At 40.4% G+C, this 17,171-nt stretch carries 11 protein-coding genes and 2 pseudogenes; 7 read left to right on the top strand and 6 right to left on the bottom strand.

The features are described from left to right. Positions 1-2: 2 nt before the first annotated feature. The 3 genes from LA20249_RS11445 to LA20249_RS11435 all read left to right on the top strand — a co-directional run bounded on the left by LA20249_RS11445 (position 3) and on the right by LA20249_RS11435 (position 3,603). Positions 3-2,138, top strand: a complete 2,136-nt coding sequence (locus LA20249_RS11445) for a type IA DNA topoisomerase (protein ID WP_057738188.1) — start codon at positions 3-5, stop codon at positions 2,136-2,138. Positions 2,139-2,259: 121 nt separating this feature from the next. After that, a complete protein-coding gene (locus tag LA20249_RS11440; protein WP_003679901.1) occupies positions 2,260-2,475 on the top strand; it encodes a hypothetical protein in 216 nt (71 codons plus the stop codon). Positions 2,476-2,478: 3 nt separating this feature from the next. Continuing rightward, entirely contained in the window at positions 2,479-3,603 is a 1,125-nt protein-coding gene (locus LA20249_RS11435; RefSeq protein ID WP_057738189.1) for an ArdC-like ssDNA-binding domain-containing protein, read from the top strand. A gap of 155 nt (positions 3,604-3,758) precedes the next feature. Here LA20249_RS11435 and LA20249_RS11750 read toward each other — a convergent pair whose 3' ends face one another. The 4 genes from LA20249_RS11750 to LA20249_RS11410 all read right to left on the bottom strand — a co-directional run bounded on the left by LA20249_RS11750 (position 3,759) and on the right by LA20249_RS11410 (position 10,060). After that, a complete protein-coding gene (locus tag LA20249_RS11750) occupies positions 3,759-3,821 on the bottom strand; it encodes a putative holin-like toxin (protein WP_230083882.1) in 63 nt (20 codons plus the stop codon). 213 nt (positions 3,822-4,034) lie between these two features. Beyond that, entirely contained in the window at positions 4,035-5,267 is a 1,233-nt protein-coding gene (locus tag LA20249_RS11420; RefSeq protein WP_057738191.1) for a restriction endonuclease subunit S, read from the bottom strand. Continuing rightward, positions 5,257-6,879, bottom strand: a complete 1,623-nt coding sequence (locus LA20249_RS11415; protein WP_057738192.1) for a type I restriction-modification system subunit M — start codon at positions 6,877-6,879, stop codon at positions 5,257-5,259. Before LA20249_RS11415 ends, LA20249_RS11420 begins: the two co-directional genes overlap by 11 nt. 13 nt (positions 6,880-6,892) lie before the next feature. Continuing rightward, on the bottom strand, positions 6,893-10,060 hold the full coding sequence (locus LA20249_RS11410; RefSeq protein WP_101836926.1) for a type I restriction endonuclease subunit R: 3,168 nt from the start codon (positions 10,058-10,060) through the stop codon (positions 6,893-6,895). A gap of 427 nt (positions 10,061-10,487) precedes the next feature. On the opposite strand from LA20249_RS11410, the gene LA20249_RS11405 reads away from it, so the two are divergent. Continuing rightward, positions 10,488-13,202, top strand: a complete 2,715-nt coding sequence (locus tag LA20249_RS11405) for a TrlF family AAA-like ATPase (RefSeq protein WP_057738125.1) — start codon at positions 10,488-10,490, stop codon at positions 13,200-13,202. 316 nt (positions 13,203-13,518) lie between these two features. Here LA20249_RS11405 and LA20249_RS11400 read toward each other — a convergent pair whose 3' ends face one another. Together LA20249_RS11400 and LA20249_RS11395 are read right to left on the bottom strand one after the other, a co-directional pair. Beyond that, the gene (locus tag LA20249_RS11400) at positions 13,519-14,859 is read right to left on the bottom strand and encodes an amino acid permease (protein ID WP_057738128.1); all 1,341 of its coding nucleotides are present in this window, start codon (positions 14,857-14,859) and stop codon (positions 13,519-13,521) included. Between the two features lie 145 nt (positions 14,860-15,004). Beyond that, a pseudogene (locus tag LA20249_RS11395) lies at positions 15,005-15,692 on the bottom strand (IS6 family transposase). A 111-nt stretch (positions 15,693-15,803) separates the two neighbouring features. On the opposite strand from LA20249_RS11395, the pseudogene LA20249_RS11385 reads away from it, so the two are divergent. The 3 genes and pseudogenes from LA20249_RS11385 to LA20249_RS11370 all read left to right on the top strand — a co-directional run. Then, positions 15,804-16,350: pseudogene (locus LA20249_RS11385) on the top strand (IS30 family transposase); the annotation flags it as partial. 112 nt (positions 16,351-16,462) lie between these two features. Further along, complete coding sequence (locus tag LA20249_RS11380; protein WP_057738131.1) at positions 16,463-16,705, top strand: GlsB/YeaQ/YmgE family stress response membrane protein; 243 nt, start codon at positions 16,463-16,465, stop codon at positions 16,703-16,705. A 209-nt stretch (positions 16,706-16,914) separates the two neighbouring features. After that, positions 16,915-17,166 carry an IS3 family transposase gene (locus LA20249_RS11370; RefSeq protein WP_014081540.1) on the top strand — a complete coding sequence of 84 codons (252 nt, stop codon included), beginning with the start codon at positions 16,915-16,917 and terminating at the stop codon, positions 17,164-17,166. The last annotated feature ends 5 nt before the right edge of the window (positions 17,167-17,171 follow it).

Here is a 17,171-nt window from a genome sequence, read left to right as displayed (position 1 = left end):
ACATGACCACTGTTATCTTAGCTGAAAAACCCAGTCAAGCCCGTTCATACGTCCAAGCCTTTCAAAAGAGCACAAAAAAACAGGGTTACTATACGGTTAGTGACCCTGTTTTGCCCGCAAATACGCTTGTGACGTATGGTCTCGGACATTTAGTTGAACTGGCCACACCGGATAAATACGATCAGAAATACCAGCAATGGGCCCTATCTAATTTACCGATCTTTCCCGATAAATACAAGTTTGTGGTGTCAGCTAGTAAAAAAGATCAATTCAAGGTCGTCAAAGACCTGTTAACGAAGGCCGATACCATTATTGTTGCCACCGATAGTGGTCGGGAAGGCTCCAATATTGCCTGGTCAATCATGAGCCAAGCCCAGATTGACGTTAAAAAGAAGACCATTAAACGGCTATGGTTGAATAGCTTGGAAAAAGACGCCATTATTACCGGCTTTAAAAATCTTGGTGATTGGCACAAAGACTATTTGGCTTATAAAGAAGCTCAAACCCGGCAAATTAGTGATTGGTTGATCGGTATGAATGGTAGTCCCTTATATACTTTATTGTTGAGGAAAAATGGGGTGCGTGGGGTGTACTCAATTGGTCGCGTGCAGACGCCAACCTTGTATATGGTCTATCAAAGAGACCAGGCAATCAAAAACTTTAAGCCGGAACCCTATTTTGAACTAAATGCTGAAATTTTAGCCAATCAGCAAAAATTCGTCGCAAAATTGGACCCCTATCAGCGCTTTAAAGATGAAAAAGGTCTACTAGCATTCATGCAAGCTAAAAACGTTCAGAAGGGCTCACAGGACGGTTTAATCAAGGACGTCCAAAAACAGGCTAAAAAGCGTGCTAGTCCCCAACTATTCTCACTATCCAGTCTGCAAAGTGCCATGAATAAACGTTATCACGCCAGCGCCAGCCAAACCTTAGCAGCCATTCAAAGTTTATATGAAGCCAAGTTGTTGAGTTACCCCCGCACCGATTGTGCTTATATCACTGATGAAGAATTTGAGTACTTAGTGGCTAATCTGACGAAGTATCTGGGTTTAGTCTCTAAGCAAGTCGCTGTAACCAATACAACCCCAAATAAACGTTACGTCAATGGGAAAAAGGTTGAAGAACATTACGCCATTATCATGACTAAAGTTGTGCCGACTAAAGAGAAACTAGCCAGCTTACCTAAATTACAGCAACAAGTCTATGACTTAGTTTTAAAAACGACGTTAGCGATGTTTGCTGACCCGTACGAGTACGAAGAAACCACCATTATCACTCAGGTTGGCGACGCCAATTTTAAAGCAACCGGTAAGGTCCCAACTAAGCAAGGCTGGCAAGCTTTATTTGATGATCACAAAGCCGAGCAGCAAGAAACAGCCACTTTACCACTCGTTCACCAGGGCGACCAGGTTAAAGCAAATCTACAAACGCCGCAAAAAGAAACGACCCCACCAGTACCGTTTACCGAAGGGACATTAATCACAGCCATGAAGACGGCCGGTAAAACGCTTGATGATGAAGAAGCCCAAGCAATTCTCAAAGACGTGCAAGGCATTGGGACAAGTGCGACCCGGGCCAATGTGCTAGAAGTGTTAAAGAAACGCGGCTATCTCGTCACTGAAAAAAATAAGCTGCACGTCAGTGAAGCCGGGATCACATTATGTAAAGCAGTCGAACTCGAACCCTTGCTAACTAGTCCAGAAATGACGGCTAAATGGGAGCAAGCGTTACAGCAAATCAGTACCGAAGAACGCACCCCGGATAATTTTTTGAGCCAAATTAAGAAGTTTGTGGCGAAGTTGATTGCTGATGTTCCGACACAATTAACCGGCAGTGCAGCCATTAAGCAACAAATTAATCACCAACAGCAAGCGCAGAAAGCCGCCGAGGTGTTTTTAGAAACACCACAAGCAACTGTCATAAATAAACAAAAGTTTTACATTGTGAAACCCAAGCAAGGCGAGGACTTTACCCTACCCAAGAAATGGAGTAGCAAGACGCTCGGGAAGACCGCAATTAAAGCGTTAGTTACCAAGGGTGAAACCAGCAAATTAAAGGGTTTCAAGAGCAAAAAGGGGAAGTCGTTTGACGCCAAGTTAAAGCTTGACGGCCATAAATTAAGTTTTGATTTTGATTAGAACCTGCCTACCGCCCTACACTACGTTCCGGTTGGTTAACCCGTCATTTAGGTTCACTTTTACAATCCCAAAAGTAAACCTGAACAACGGGTGAGATTAACAAAGCAAAGGAGATCATAAAATGAACAACGAATTAGCAGTTTTAGCCAGTGAATTACCCGTTTTGCAAGCTAAAGGAACCTACAAGTATTTAAAAGAAATCACTGGTAACGGCGCTTATTATCAAGTAGCCTGGCAAAAATTGTCTGACGGTTACGTTGCCCTTTATGGCACGACCCCGATTCAAATAAGATCATTGCCAACATTGAATGATATTTTTGAAGATGAGGAGGGGTAACTTATGCCAAATAAAGCAGATGTTAAGGCTTGGAAAGCACAATTAGTCGCCCAGGCTGAACAGCAAATCCTAAAATTAACTGATAGTGACCAATTTAAACAGTATCTCAATACCCTGGCTAAATTTCATCGTTATAGCGCCAGAAACATTGATTTAATTTATGCGCAAAATCCTCAAGCCACTCAAGTCGCCGGTTTTAAGCAATGGCAGAAGGCTTTTAACCGCACCGTCAACCGGGGCGCAAAAGCGATTCGGATTGCGGCTCCGATCATTAAGAAGCTAACACCAGCCGAGCAGAAGCATCTTGATACCACCGATGAGCGCGCCATTGTCGGTTATCGCTATCTACCCGTCTTTGATGTGGCACAAACTAGCGGTGAACCAGTGTTAAGTGCTAAAGACTTTGTCAAAGAAAATTTGGCCGATCATCAGAATGTGACAAGCTTATATAACGCGTTCAAAGATTATTTAAACCAGCAAACCGACCTTAAAGTCAGTGAAGTGTCTTTAGCGACGCTAAATGGGGCTAAGGGATATTTTCAACCCAATACTAATGAAATCGTCATTGGTGGCGATGAGCCCGACAATGCTTTGAAATTAAAGACGTTATACCACGAATATGCGCATAGCCAGCTACACGGCTTAAAATCAGCCTTTAAAGATCGGCCACGAGCCTATCAGGAAACCCAAGCCGAAGCGGTTGCGTATGTTGCCATGCAAAATATTGGCGTTGATACCAGCAACTACTCACTCGGTTACGTGGCCACCTGGGCTAAAGATAAAGCCGTGATCCATAGTGCTTTAAGTGAGATCCAGCAAGTGAGCAACAAAGTGATTGAACTTAGCGACGGGTTAACTAAACAATTAGGCTTACAAGAAGCCCAAAAAGAGCCTGAGCATGATCTAAAAAAGTTATCAGCCCATGATCTTAATAAGTCCTACCAAGGCTTGCAACAACAAATTCAACAAGCAACTAGTCCACAACAGAAAGCACAATTTAAAAAACAGTTAAACGATGTGCACCAGGAAATCAGTGAGCGAACACAGAAGCAACTGAAATCCTTTGCTGAACAGCATCCAGAAATCAAACAACCAGATTCTGAACCTGATCAAAGACTAAAACGTTAGCCAGTTTTTAAGGGACATGCTATAATGTAATAGAAAAAGGAAGTCTTGCGCTAACAAGACTTCCCGCGCAAGCCGCTTCAAAGGCGGTGGCATTAGTTAAAAAATGATAGTTGAGTCACCCTGTAACCTAGCCAAAGTTACGCAGGGCGGCTTTTTTATTTGTTCCTTTTGTCGATGTATGTTAGCAACGCTAAAATAAACATTGCAAACAGCAACATCAACGAGAGTGTCTGGAAGACGCTCACTGACTGTGAAACCTTCCTGAAGATTATTCCATGTTCCCATGGGCCTCACCTCGCAAGGGAAAAGACAGCCACCGCCCTTAAAACTTCCTGCGTAATCCATTATACAAGTGAATTAAGTATTGACCAAGCACAATAAAAATTAAGTCATGGGGTTTCATAGGATCCTAAATTTGATCAAATTAAGAATCAGCAAAACATCTTTTGTAGATACCCTTTTTTAAGTTCTTGGAGTTTTTCAAGCTTACGCTGATGAAGAGCGATAGTGTCATCTAACTGTTTAAAGAAGGCTCCAATTTTTTGTTGTTCTTCTAAACTAGGGATTTTAATTATAGATTTTCCAAATTCATTTTTATTTATTATTGGTACGGCTTGAGTAGCTGCAAGTTGTTTTATTTTGGTTGATGAATTTAAAATACTTGTGTAGATAAAATCATCATCATAATCTGAAAAAGATATTACTGAGTTGATTTGTTGATTTGTTATTACATCACAAATTGATTGTCCTATTTTACCTATTGTTGATCCTATACTAACAAATAATGTTGCTCCTTTTGGAACTAACCTTCCTGTTTTAAAACCTAATTCTGTGAGCGTTGTGGTTGTTTTATTTACATACCTATTTTCTTGTATATCTGCTGGACTAACAAATAAAAAATCGCCATTATAATAGCCTTTATTAGATGTACTAGGTGTATTTCCTGTAACAATTTTTCCTATTTCACTTAACTTACGCTCTTCCCAAGCGTCAGCAAACCCTGAAAATCTTAATTGCGGGAACTTGCTGCCATTTTCGGGGAACAATTTCTGCAAATATCCCTGTTTAAGTTCCTTAAGCTTAGCTAACTTACGCTGATGAAGGGTAATAGTGTCATCAAGTTGTTTGAAGAAAGAACCAATTTTTTGTTGTTCGACTATTTCAGGAACTGGCACTAACATCTCCATAACTTTATTTTTGGAAATGTTATATCGTGAAATACCTTGAGCTAGTAACATAAACTTCTTACGAATCACTGGTGAACGTAACATAAATGCTAGATAATAAGGGTCAAACTCAACCATTGGATGATATCCAAAACAAAAGCTGTTTAGGTAGATATTCTCAGCGGTTTCAAGCCATACAGAAGACATTCCAACCTCCTGTGGTGTTTCTGATGATGTTGTAAAGAATACGTCGCCATATTCAACTTGATGTTGTTTTGAATCAACTTCAACATTTTCAACCATTTCTGAGTTGGAGACAGGACTACTAAAAACGTTCATATAAGTAACAAATTTTGCATTCCCATGCCCAAAGTCTTCTTTAGTTTTTCCACTTAATCCTGTAAAAGTATAGCCCATTTTCCCCAACTTACGCTGTTCCCAAGGATCAATGAAGCCTATAAATCTTAATTGCGGATATTTAGCTTGGTTATACTTCATTGTGGGCCTCCGGTTTTGACTGGTCATTCACCTGGGTGGCCACTAACTGGCTAGCTAATTCATTAAAGGCTTGTTCATTCTGACTGATCTCCTCGTCCAGTTGCTTTAGATCAGCTTTGACTTGGTTCAGATCAATCTCGGGTTCCGGTTCAAACGTATCAACGTAGCGCGGAATATTTAAATTATAATCATTATCTTTGATTTCTGCCGGTGAGGCCACATGGGCATATTTATCGACATCTTGCCGGTTTTGATAAGTGGTCACAATTTTTTGAATATTCGCTGCCGTTAGCTTATTTTGATTCTTGTCCTTTTCAAATTCCCGGGACGCATCAATAAACAAGACGTCATCAGTGGTTTTGTGTTTCTTTAAAATCATGATTAACGTTGGAATACCAGTGGAATGAAAAATATTGGCGGGTAGTCCAATAATGGCATCAATCCGGTTATCTAACAGGAGCTTTTGGCGAATCTTGCCTTCTTTAGCCCCCCGAAATAATACGCCATGGGGTAAGACAATGCCCATAGTCCCGTGTTCCTGCAAATGATAAAAGCCGTGTAGCAGAAACGCAAAATCAGCTTTAGATTTAGGCGGTAAGACGCCATAGTCGCGGAAGCGGGGATCAGACAAGCGTTTGTCACTATTATCCCAGTGTGCCGAGTAGGGCGGGTTCATGACGACCGCATCAAATAAGTAAGGTTCGTCAACCGGCCAATCTTTACTTAACGTGTCGCCATTGCGTAAGTGCATATCGTCATACGAGACCCCATGTAACATTAAATTCATCCGGGCCAGGTTATAGGTTGTGGTGTTCAATTCTTGACCGTGATAACTCACTAAGCTGGAATTTTGCACGTGCTGTCCGACATTCAACAGCAGCGAACCAGAACCAACTGCTGGATCATAGATAGTCCGCACTTGGTTATCACCTGCATTACGCTGATAGGTTACAATCTGGGCAATAATGTCGGACACCTGCCGCGGGGTATAAAATTCACCCGCTTTTTTACCGGAATCACTGGCAAATTGCGCGATTAAGTATTCATAGGCGTCACCTAAGACGTCGCCTTGATGATGGACGAGATCAATCGCATTTAAAGCTAACATGGTATCACTGATAGTTTGATTCCGTTGTTGTAAAGAACTGCCTAATTTATTACTACTTAAATCCACATCGGCAAACAAGCCCGAAAAGTCTTGCGCTGAAGATAGATTTTGTGTCGACTGTTCCAGATCATGAAGTGCTTGAGATAAATCGTCTAACGCAAAAGTATGGGCTTGAATCTTGCCAATCAGGGTGGTGTACAACGCCTGAGGTTGAATTAAATAGCCCAGTGTGTTTTGCAAATACTCCACTAAACTGGGCTGCACCGAGACGCCTTCCAACTCAAACTGAGGATCCATATACTGAGCATATTTCTGGGTGACATTTTCGTTTTCACCTGCCCAATCACTAAAGGTTGTTAAGGTTTTCTCAGATAGGAACCGGTAAAAAATTAACCCTAACAAATAATTTTTATATTCGGAAGCGTCCATTTTCCCGCGTAAGACATCGGCCGCATTCCATAGGGCGCTTTCAAGTTGACTAGCTTGCGTTGTTTTTTCTGACATTGTTTAACCTCACTTATTTTTGTAGATAAATTGCTAAATCGTGTTCAATAAACTGTCGCCAAGCGGCCTGGGACTTAATCCGGTATAGTGGCAAAACAGCTGGAATCTTTGGCCCAGTGGCAGTTTGAGCTTGTAAGGCCGCTGCTAAATTCGCTGACTGCGTTAATTCTTGTTCATGATGCCATTCATCAGTACCCACGGTGTGTTCACGTGCCACCCGTAATAGGGCTGCTTGATCTAAGCCCCACGTATGGGCAAAGGTCGTCGTTTTTTTGACCAATTGTTTCTGGGCGTAATCAGCCACCAACTCCCGAGCATTCAACGCTACTGGCGCTTGATTTGGGGTGCTCTGTTGCTGAGACTGTTGCATTTGTTGCTCAATATAAGGCATGGCTTCGCGAATTAACTGGGCCTGTTGCGGTTGCGTTTCCGCTAATTTATTCAAACTAGCCTGTACTTTGGCACTATTTTGCAGGTAATCGGTCATATGGGCTTGGGCTTGATCAGGTGTCGTGTACTGTTGCTGTTCATCAATCCAATCTTGAATTAATTGCGTCAAATAATCATAATCCACCAAGACGACTGAACCAACGGCTAGGGAAAAGTCTAAGGCAGCTAATTCTTCAGGGACTTTCTCAGGCTCTTGGTTAGTAACCGCCGCTTTAATCCGCAGATATTTACCCGTATAGGATTCTACTTCGGGCTGAGCGATACCAAAGGCCTTTTCACTGTTTTCCCAAGTGAAATCGTTGTACATGGATAAGGAATTCAATTGCTGATTCACTTGGCGAAAGGCTTTCACAAACTGTACCTTAGCAGTGGTTCCTTTCAGGTCATCGGCCGCCGTCGGCGTCGGGGCAATGGCTTTTAAATCCACCACAGCCTTTTGAAATTTTAAGACGGCCTGCTGATAAGTAGGACGAATGATGACATTAAAAGAGCCTTCGCCACTATATAACTTGTAAGCTTCACGTTCATTCGCTTCCATGATTGCTGGGACCCTAAAGGTGACAATTTGGCCTTCTTGTTTTAATTCTCGGTTTTGGAGCCGGTTAGTGCGTGAGTAAGCTTGAATGAGTTCTTGATAAGCTAAGGTGCGGTCAACAAAGAGCGTGTTTAGCCGAGGGGCATCAAAACCCGTTAATAACCGCCGCACCACAATCACTAGATTAATTTCCTGATCCGGTTTCAAATGAGCAAAGACCGCCTCACGCCGGGCGGCCCGTTTTGCGACATCTTCGTTATAGAGATTCAGATCGGCTAAATCAAAATTAGTGTGATACTGCTGATTATAATCTTTTAAAATGGTGGCCATTTGGTCATGTTTGTGCGCACTCTGATCTTCGTTTTCACTTAATGAATAAGTAATCGCAATCCGGGGCCAATCAGGATCTAGCTGATTGTGAGCAGTCTTTTTAGCGGCTTTAAAGGCTTGATAATAGCGTTGCGCCATTTCAATGGAACTGGTGGTCAAAATAGCATTGTAGTTGCCATGCCCCAAGCTGGTTTTACGCGGGCCTTTTTGTAAAATATATTGAACAACTTGGTTAATATGTTCATCGGTCTCAAAGTCAGCCGGAGTTAAATACGTTTCTTCCAAGTCCTTGACTGACATCGCTTGAATCTTGGCTTGAATTTTTGCTTCATCAGCTGTACTCAGCAGGCGGCCTTGCTTATCGCGACGTGCTTTGACGCGCTGTGTTTCTTTCTCGCGGGCCCGGGTTATTAAAGCGTCTTTACCAATCGTTGTCACGTGTTCCACATTAAACGGTAACACGGCTTGGTCCTCTAAGGCGTCTCGCAAGTTATAAACATGACAGACTTTACCAAATAGCTCCTCCGTCGTAACTGCTAGATCACCTTTGAGCTGTTTCTTATTTTCATTAAAAATGGGGGTGCCAGTGTAACCATACCAGTTACTATTGATAAACGCTGCCCGAATTTCCTTTTGCATCTTACCAAACTGCGACCGGTGGGCTTCGTCAACAAAGAAGATCACCCGTTGCTTTAAAGTTTTACTAAAGCGGGATTGCTTACCGGTTGCCAGCTGGGCTTGCGTTTTTTTGACCGCCCGATGAAGTTTTTGAATCGAGGTGACCAAGACCTTACCGTCATTTTGTTGCAACTTACGCATTAAATCACCGGTATTTTGGGCTTCGTTAATGGCAATATCGTCATTGGCAGCATAGGCACTAAAGTTGCTGGTTGTCTGTTCGTCTAAATCCCGCCGGTCAACTAAGAAGATGACCTTATCGACACCGGGATCTTGCGCCGCTAATTTAGCGGTTTTATATGAGGTGAGTGTTTTACCAGAACCCGTGGTATGCCAAACAAAGCCATCTTGATGGTCATGAATCCGGTGCATCACGGCTTCAATCGCATAAATCTGATAAGGCCGTAAGAGAATTAAGCTCTGACGTTCTTGGTCGATGACCGTATATTCACTGACCATTTTGTGGGCCATGGGAATATTAAGGACTTGGCGCGTAAACGCTAAGCCGTTTTCCACGAGGTGATTATCCCGCGTTCGCCAATTGAACAAAAAGGCTTTATTGAAATGATCCGGTTCGGCATTCGCAAAATACGCCGTACTATCCGGCGTCATAATCACAAACATTTGCAACAGCGAGTAAATCCCCGTATATTTACCTTCCTGCGCATACTTTTCAATTTGATTAAAAGCCTGGTTAAGTTCGACCGTGGCTTTTTTTAATTCCAATTGAATTAAGGGTAACCCATTAATCAATAGGGTTACGTCAAAACGGCGATCAGGATCGACATCTTGAGTACCAGCTAACCGTGGTCGCACTGCTTGTCGCACCACTTCATAACTAGATTTACCGCCAGCGACGTCCGCTTTCCAAAACAACTCAAGCGTCACCGTGCCTAGCTTAGCATCATCACGTTCAACTTCCACTTTGCCAATCCCGTTTTCAGCGGCTAGTAATTTAGCCGCTTCGTAAGGCGTCCGGACCTCAATCGCCCGTTTAACTTGATTAAATTCGGTATCGGTCAGGGGGTGTCCCTGTAATTTAGCATAGTTATTGTTATTTAATTTGTCACGAAAATTAGCCCATAATTGATCCGGCGTCGCACCATATAGGTCTTTTCGTTCCACCCATTGATTGCTTCCAGTCGTTAAGGTTTTAACAACTTCTTTTTCAAATGACAGTTCCAACATAAAAGAATCTCCCCTATTTAGATCTACGCATCTATTATACGTGAAGACAGTGATATTTACTGTTCTTGATTAAGACTAAATTAGAAAGCTCCAAATTAAAAACTAGTTGGGAATAACCTCATTTAAACCATAATGATGTGAAAGAATGAATCCTAACTATTACTGATAGTGTTCGCAACCTCAAAAAGCATAGAAAATAATTGGCAAATATTAACACGCTACATTACTTTAGGTTACATGTTCATATCTGCTATCCATACTTCTTAAATTTGTCGCCCTATCTAAGTCTAGTAACCTCATAATTTCTTCGCCTGTTTTAAACTCAACATTTCAAGTTTATTTTAGTGAAATTAAAATACGCGCTATAATGGAAGACAGAATATATACTCGTACAAAGTGTAATTAAAAATCAAGGAGCAATATTTCGATGAGGAAAGCTATTAATAGGGGTTCTGAGTGGCGAAAATGGGATTTACATTTACACACCTTCAATACAAATATGAATAAACAATTTGGCTGTGACGTTAATACTTATTTAAAAAAAATTGAAAGCTCGGATATTTCTGTTTTTGGGATTACTGATTATTTTACGGTTGATAATCAGTTTGAAATAATTAAAGAATTTAAAGATAAATATCCCAATTCCAACAAAGCTTTTTTTGTCAATGTTGAATTTAGACTGAATGAAAACGTAAGTAATGAACCAGCTGGCCATGTAAATGCACATTTGATTTTTGATAATAACATTGACGAATCTCAAGTTAAGGACTTCATTTCATCACTTAATCTAACTCAAACAAATGCGAATGGTACATTTAAAAAAATATCTGACTTACAAAATGAACACGACTATCAGAGTGCAACCATTGATCTGAAAAACATCCAAGATAATTTAAAATCACAATTTGGTAGCGATAAGCCTTATTTACTGGTGTTTGCAGCAGGGGGACATGGCGGAATCAGACCAAGTATCCAAGATGCCGGGGGGGATTACAGATCCAAAGGGGCCCTGAGAAATGGCCCATTATCTGATGAATTAGATAAGCTTGCTGATTTTCTTTTTGGAGATGTTCAATCTACAGATTATTATCTTAATCGCCAAAAGAAGGGTGATACTTATCAGAAAAATACAAGATACGACTGTGCTATAGATAAACCTGTTATTAAGGCAAGTGATGCTCATAGGCTTGAAAAGGGTGGAGAAACTAACGGTATCGGTGATGAATATTCATGGATAAAATCTGATATAACTTTCGAAGGATTAAGACAAATTATTTTTGAACCTGAAAGTAGAGTCTCGCTCTCTCTAGAAAAACCAGAATCTAAGAGTTCATATCTTGTTATTGATCATGTTGAATTTAAACAAAAAAGCAATTCCCCCACTGGTCCTGAAACAACCAGTGTATATTTTAACTCTAACTTGAATACAATTATTGGTGGCCGTTCGAATGGAAAATCAACACTAACTAATTCCATCGCAAAGTCCCTGGGGAATGAAGTGTTCACTTCAAATGAAAATAAAAGTACCTATAATATGCATACTTTTAACGATGCTGACTTTAAGGTATATTGGCAGGGTGATAGTGAACCAAATAATGATCGACAAGTCGAGTTTATTCCACAAGATTATATGATTACACTAGCTGAAAATGATCTAGCTAGAAACAAACTAATTCGTTCAACCGTGGAGACAGATGAATGTAATTATGAAAAAATAATTAATTATGAGAAAAACATACAAGAAAATAACTCGAAAATTCGTCAATTGATTGAAGAACTGGAAACACTAAATCAGCGACTAACTAATTTAAAATTACCAGAAGGTGATGAATCAGGGATAAAAAAGCAATTAGAAAGCATAAATGAATCTATAAAAGAACAATCTGATAAAGTTGATTTTAGTGTTGAAAGCCAAAAAAAATATCAGCAAGCCGATGATAATTTAAAAAAACTGACAGACAAGAAGCGACTAACAGAATTAAATTTGCAAGATCTAGCATCTATAAAGGCAAAAAAAATTAAATTACAGTCACCCCTTTTGGGGACCAATGATTCTGATTATAAAAAACGATTAACTGATTTTTTGTGTACTTTGGAACAGGAAGCAAATCAGAAATGGCAGGAAAAATTGCTATCTATTGAAACAGAACAAAATAATCGTTTGAATTCTTTTCAAGAAGCCATTAATAAAGTTCTTACATCTCCTGACTATGTAAACGGTCAGAAAAGTTTAAAAAATAATCAAGAATTAAAAAGTTTATCTAAAAGTCAGAAGTTTGAATCTGAAAAACTAGTAGAATTTAAAAGATTTGAATCTGAAAAAGAAAACATTAACTCTAGAAAAATAGAAAAGCAAAATCAAATACTTCATACTTATGAAAATTTCAAAAAATATCAAGATGATCTAAAACAAACTTTTAAAGCAAAACCAGCTGGCGGTAAGATTGAAATTGCAATAGACTTTTCAAATATTCCCTTTGAAGACAACATTCACTATCTTCGGGGGAGAAATGCTGAAAACGATAGGTTTATTAGCGAATTTAATGAATGTCGCGACACTCTAATAAAAACTATTTTTCAAGAAAGACATTTGAGCTTTAATACCGGTGGGGACGCTGATACTTTAGTAAAAGATGTTTTATCAAAAAAATGGACAAATTTAAACTACATTCTTAAATATGATAATGATGACTTTTCTCAAATGTCTCAAGGGAAAAAAGCATTCGTTATTTTGACTTTGATTTTGGAATTTAGCCAGGATAAAAAGCCGGTCATTATTGACCAGCCTGAAGATAGTTTAGATAATCGATCAATATATCAAGATTTGACGAGATACTTAAAATCAAAAAAGAAAGAACGTCAGATTATTTTAGTGACACATAATCCAAACGTCGTTGTTGGTTCAGATGCAGAAAACGTTATTGTAGCCAATCAAAATTCATCAAAAACACCAAATAAAAACAATGTTCAATTTAATTATATTAACGGCCCTCTCGAAAACACATTTTCAAAACCAAACTCTAAAACATTATTGGAGTCGAAAGGCATTCGAGAACATGTTATAGAAATTCTTGAAGGTGGAAAAGAAGCGTTTAAAGAACGTGAAAATAAATACACATCTGAATTTTCTTCATCTATATAGAGTTTTAATATGAATTGAAAAATTAATTTTTCCTTGATCCAGCTACATGGTGTTAATCAAATAAGTAGTGATTGAGCACCAAACAAAAAGATTTATTAGATGAATAAGTAAAGTGAACCCCTGAGTTGGAGTAAGTCCAAACTCAGGGGTTTTACTGGTCTAACTGTTTTTCAGACCATTCTCTGTAAACTGTATCTGGCCATTAGGGTATACCCTATTGGCTAGATTGGTTTAGTCAAACAAAAATCGCCGGCCATTAGCTGGTAAACTAATTGGGTTTACCAAGACTGATGACCGGTGATTACAATTATCGTTTTTAAACGGTGCGATGCATACTTCGTTCGATGACTAATAAAATGACGAACCAAACGACTGAACCGATGACTGCCCAACGGTTAACTTGATCAAAGCACAAGACGAACGTCACCGCGATAAAGAAGGCCAAGGTCGCGATGTTGGAAACAGGGAACAGTGGCAGTTTAAACGGATTATGCGTACTGTCAGTGGTTCGTTTGTAAACGTAATGGCACACCAACAAGGCACACCAAACAATGATGAAGTTGGTCGTTGCCACGTTAGAGATCAACGTGAAGACGGTACTTGGAATCACGTAATTCAACGCCACGATCACCAGTAAGATCAATGATGAGAATAACAATGAGCGGGCGGGAACGTTGTAACGATTGACCTTTCCCATCCATTTCGGCGCGTTGTCACCGTGCGCAAGTGTAAATAGTGTTCGACTCGTACTGAAGATGGCACTATTACAAGCCGAGAGCGCCGCGGTCAGAACCACGAAGTTGATAATGCTGGCCGCGGCTTTGATCCCAACGTCGCTGAAAACTTGCACAAAGGGTGACTGACTGGTCGTGATCTGATCCCAAGGATAAATTGCCATGATCACGAATAAAGCGCCCACGTAGAAGAATGAGATTCGAATAGGTAAGCTATTGATGGCCCGTGGTAATTCTTTTTCTGGGTTTTCGGCTTCCCCAGCTGTAATTCCAACCATTTCGATGCCCGTAAACGCAAAGATAACGAGCGAAAACGACATCAAGAAGCCCTGGACACCTGTTGGGAAGAAGCCTCCGTGACTGACCAAATTTGTCACCGAGACCGTTTGCCCACCGACATGGGCCGATGAACCAATCAAGATAGCCCCCGTCACGATCAAAGCAATGATAGCCACCACTTTAATCATCGAAAACCAATATTCTAGTTCGCCAAACGCACTGACGGAGAGCATATTGAATACTAATAAAATCAAAATAATTATTAAGGGTGTCACCCACTGCGGGATCCACGGAAACCAGTAACGAATGTAGATACCACTCGCAGTCAAGTCAGCCATAGCTAAACTGATCCAGCAGAGCCAATAGGTCCACCCAATGGCAAACTCGAAACGTTTACCTAAATATCGATTAATGAATTCTAGAAACGAATGTAAGCGCGTATCCGACAATAATAGCTCGCCCAGTGCTCGCATCATCAAGTAACAGAAGAAACCGCCAATGGCATAAGCCAACAAGATCGACGGTCCCGCCTGTTTGATTGCTGAACCGGATCCTAAAAAGAGCCCGGTTCCAATCGCGCCACCAAGCGCAATCATCTGCACGTGACGGCGTTTTAGTTTACGGGCAAGTTGCTGATTTTCCATATGACCTCAACTTTCCTTTAATCCAATTTGATAATAATTTTCATAAAAATACAGATTTTTTCACGTTCATTCATTTTATGATAAAATAATCGGTTCTGTTGCGAAGTTTGAAAATCAAACGCGACCTCTCTGAACTCCAAATATCTTAGGCTGGTATTCCCATTAATACCTTGATTTCAGTAGACACCGAAAAGCCGAAGTGCGTTCCATTTCTTCGGTTCTTTTTATATATTCCTCGAATGGTCTCCATGCCCTTAATCGTGGAAGAGGCTGTACGGAGACTTTGATAAAATTTATTCCGTCGTTTAATAGGTCGATGGTCTTGTTCTATTAAATTGTTAAGATACTTCACAGTTCGGTGCTCTGTCTTAGTATATAAACCCACACTCTGTAACTTTCTAAAGGCGGAGCCAAGAGAAGGTGCTTTATCAGTCACAATTGCTTTCGGCTCACCAAACTGTTTATGGAGTCGTTTTAAGAAAGCATAGGCTGCTTGCGTATCCCGTTTCTTTCGTAACCAGATATCTAAGGTTAAGCCGTCCGCATCAATTGCACGATAAAGATAATGCCAACGTCCCTTAATTTTGATATAGGTTTCGTCCATTTTCCATGAATAGAAGGATTGTCTATTTTTCTTCTTCCAAAGATAATAGAGGACTTTGCTGTACTCTTGCACCCAACGATAAATCGTAGTATGACAAACATTTATTCCACGATCATATAACAATTCCTGAACTTCACGATAGCTTAGATTGTAACGCAGGTAGTAACCAGTAACCAACAGCGACAATAATGACGTCTTTTTTGAATTGTTTGCCTTTAAAATGATTCATTACTCTGTCCTCTCTGTCTTTTTTCTCAATTTTACACTAAAATAGATTTTTGGGAAAACTTTGCAACAGAACCATAAATTTATTCTTCAACACCAGTTGACGTAGAGCCACCAACGTTCTAAATATAATCAATCATTAGGACGGTCAATTGAACAGCGACCCATCGTGGTTAATCGACGTAATCGCATCGGTGATTTTGAATTAGATACAATTGTTGGCCCCCGTGGGCATAGTAAGGCAGTTTTATTAACCTTAATCGATCGCAAATCACGTTTCCTTTGGGCCTACCGATTAAAAAGCCGGACAGCAGTAACTGTTAATGAAGCCCTAACTAAGTTTCTAGCAACTTTTAATGGCCCGGTGCATAGTTTTACGGTGGACCGTGGCACTGAGTTTAGCGGTCTAGTATCACTTGAAGCACAATACGGTATTAAGACCTATTACTGCCATGCTTATACGCCAGCTGAGCGCGGCAGTAATGAACGCTTTAATCGGAATTTACGCTATTTTTTATCCTAAAGGGACTTATTTTGAGCACATTAGTGCTCAAGATTTAACGACGACGTTACTCCAAATTAACCAGCGACCGCTTAAAATACTTGACTGGCAAACACCTTATCAGGTCATGCTGACCAATTTGTCAAAAAATTCGGATTAAATTTGCAATCTACCTTTTAACTATATCCAGCTTGTCAGTGTCCAGTCATTTCATTGATACTTGAACTTAGGTCAGTAACAAATAACCATCATCACGTTAGGAGGAATTTATCATGGGCTTTATTTGGGCAATTATTGTTGGCTCCGTCATCGGTGCCTTGGCGGGCGCAATTACGAACAACGGCCAATCGATGGGTTGGATCGCTAATATTGTAGCTGGCTTAATTGGATCAGCCATCGGTCAAGCACTACTGGGGTCTTGGGGACCGAGTTTGGCCGGAATGGCACTTATTCCGTCAATTATCGGTGCCGTTATTTTAGTTCTGATTGTTTCCTTTGTTGTTAAACGATCCTAGAAAGCAGGTGAGTAACTATGGATGCATTAAAAGCTGTTTTTAAATTTATGATCGCTAGTACCCTCATTGTGAGCGGTGTCTTATTGGGTGGTACACTTTTCGCAACAAAAAAGATTGATATTTTCGGTTGGATGTAAGCTGATTCCTGAGACAACTTTTAAGAGAGGGTATAATGAATAAATCGTCTCTCAAAAGGAAGGAATTTTTACATGCCAACTCGTTACGACAAAGAATTCAAACAAAACATCATCAAACTATATAAGCAAGGCGAATCAGCTGCCCAACTGGCCAGAGAATATGGCATTGGCTATTCAACAGTTCATAAGTGGATCCAGGGCCAAGCCAAAACTCAATCCGGTAAATCGCCAGACGAAATTAAAGCGATGGAAAAGCGGCTGGCTTCCCTGTCTGAGGAGAACGAAATCCTAAAAAAAGCCCTGGGCTTCCTTGCGCAGAAGTAACCAAT

Source organism: Companilactobacillus alimentarius DSM 20249 (genome assembly GCF_002849895.1).
In the GTDB taxonomy this organism is placed as follows: domain Bacteria; phylum Bacillota; class Bacilli; order Lactobacillales; family Lactobacillaceae; genus Companilactobacillus; species Companilactobacillus alimentarius.
The sequence above is the reverse complement of the archived record's forward strand: the minus strand, read 5'-3'. Positions and strand labels throughout refer to the sequence as shown.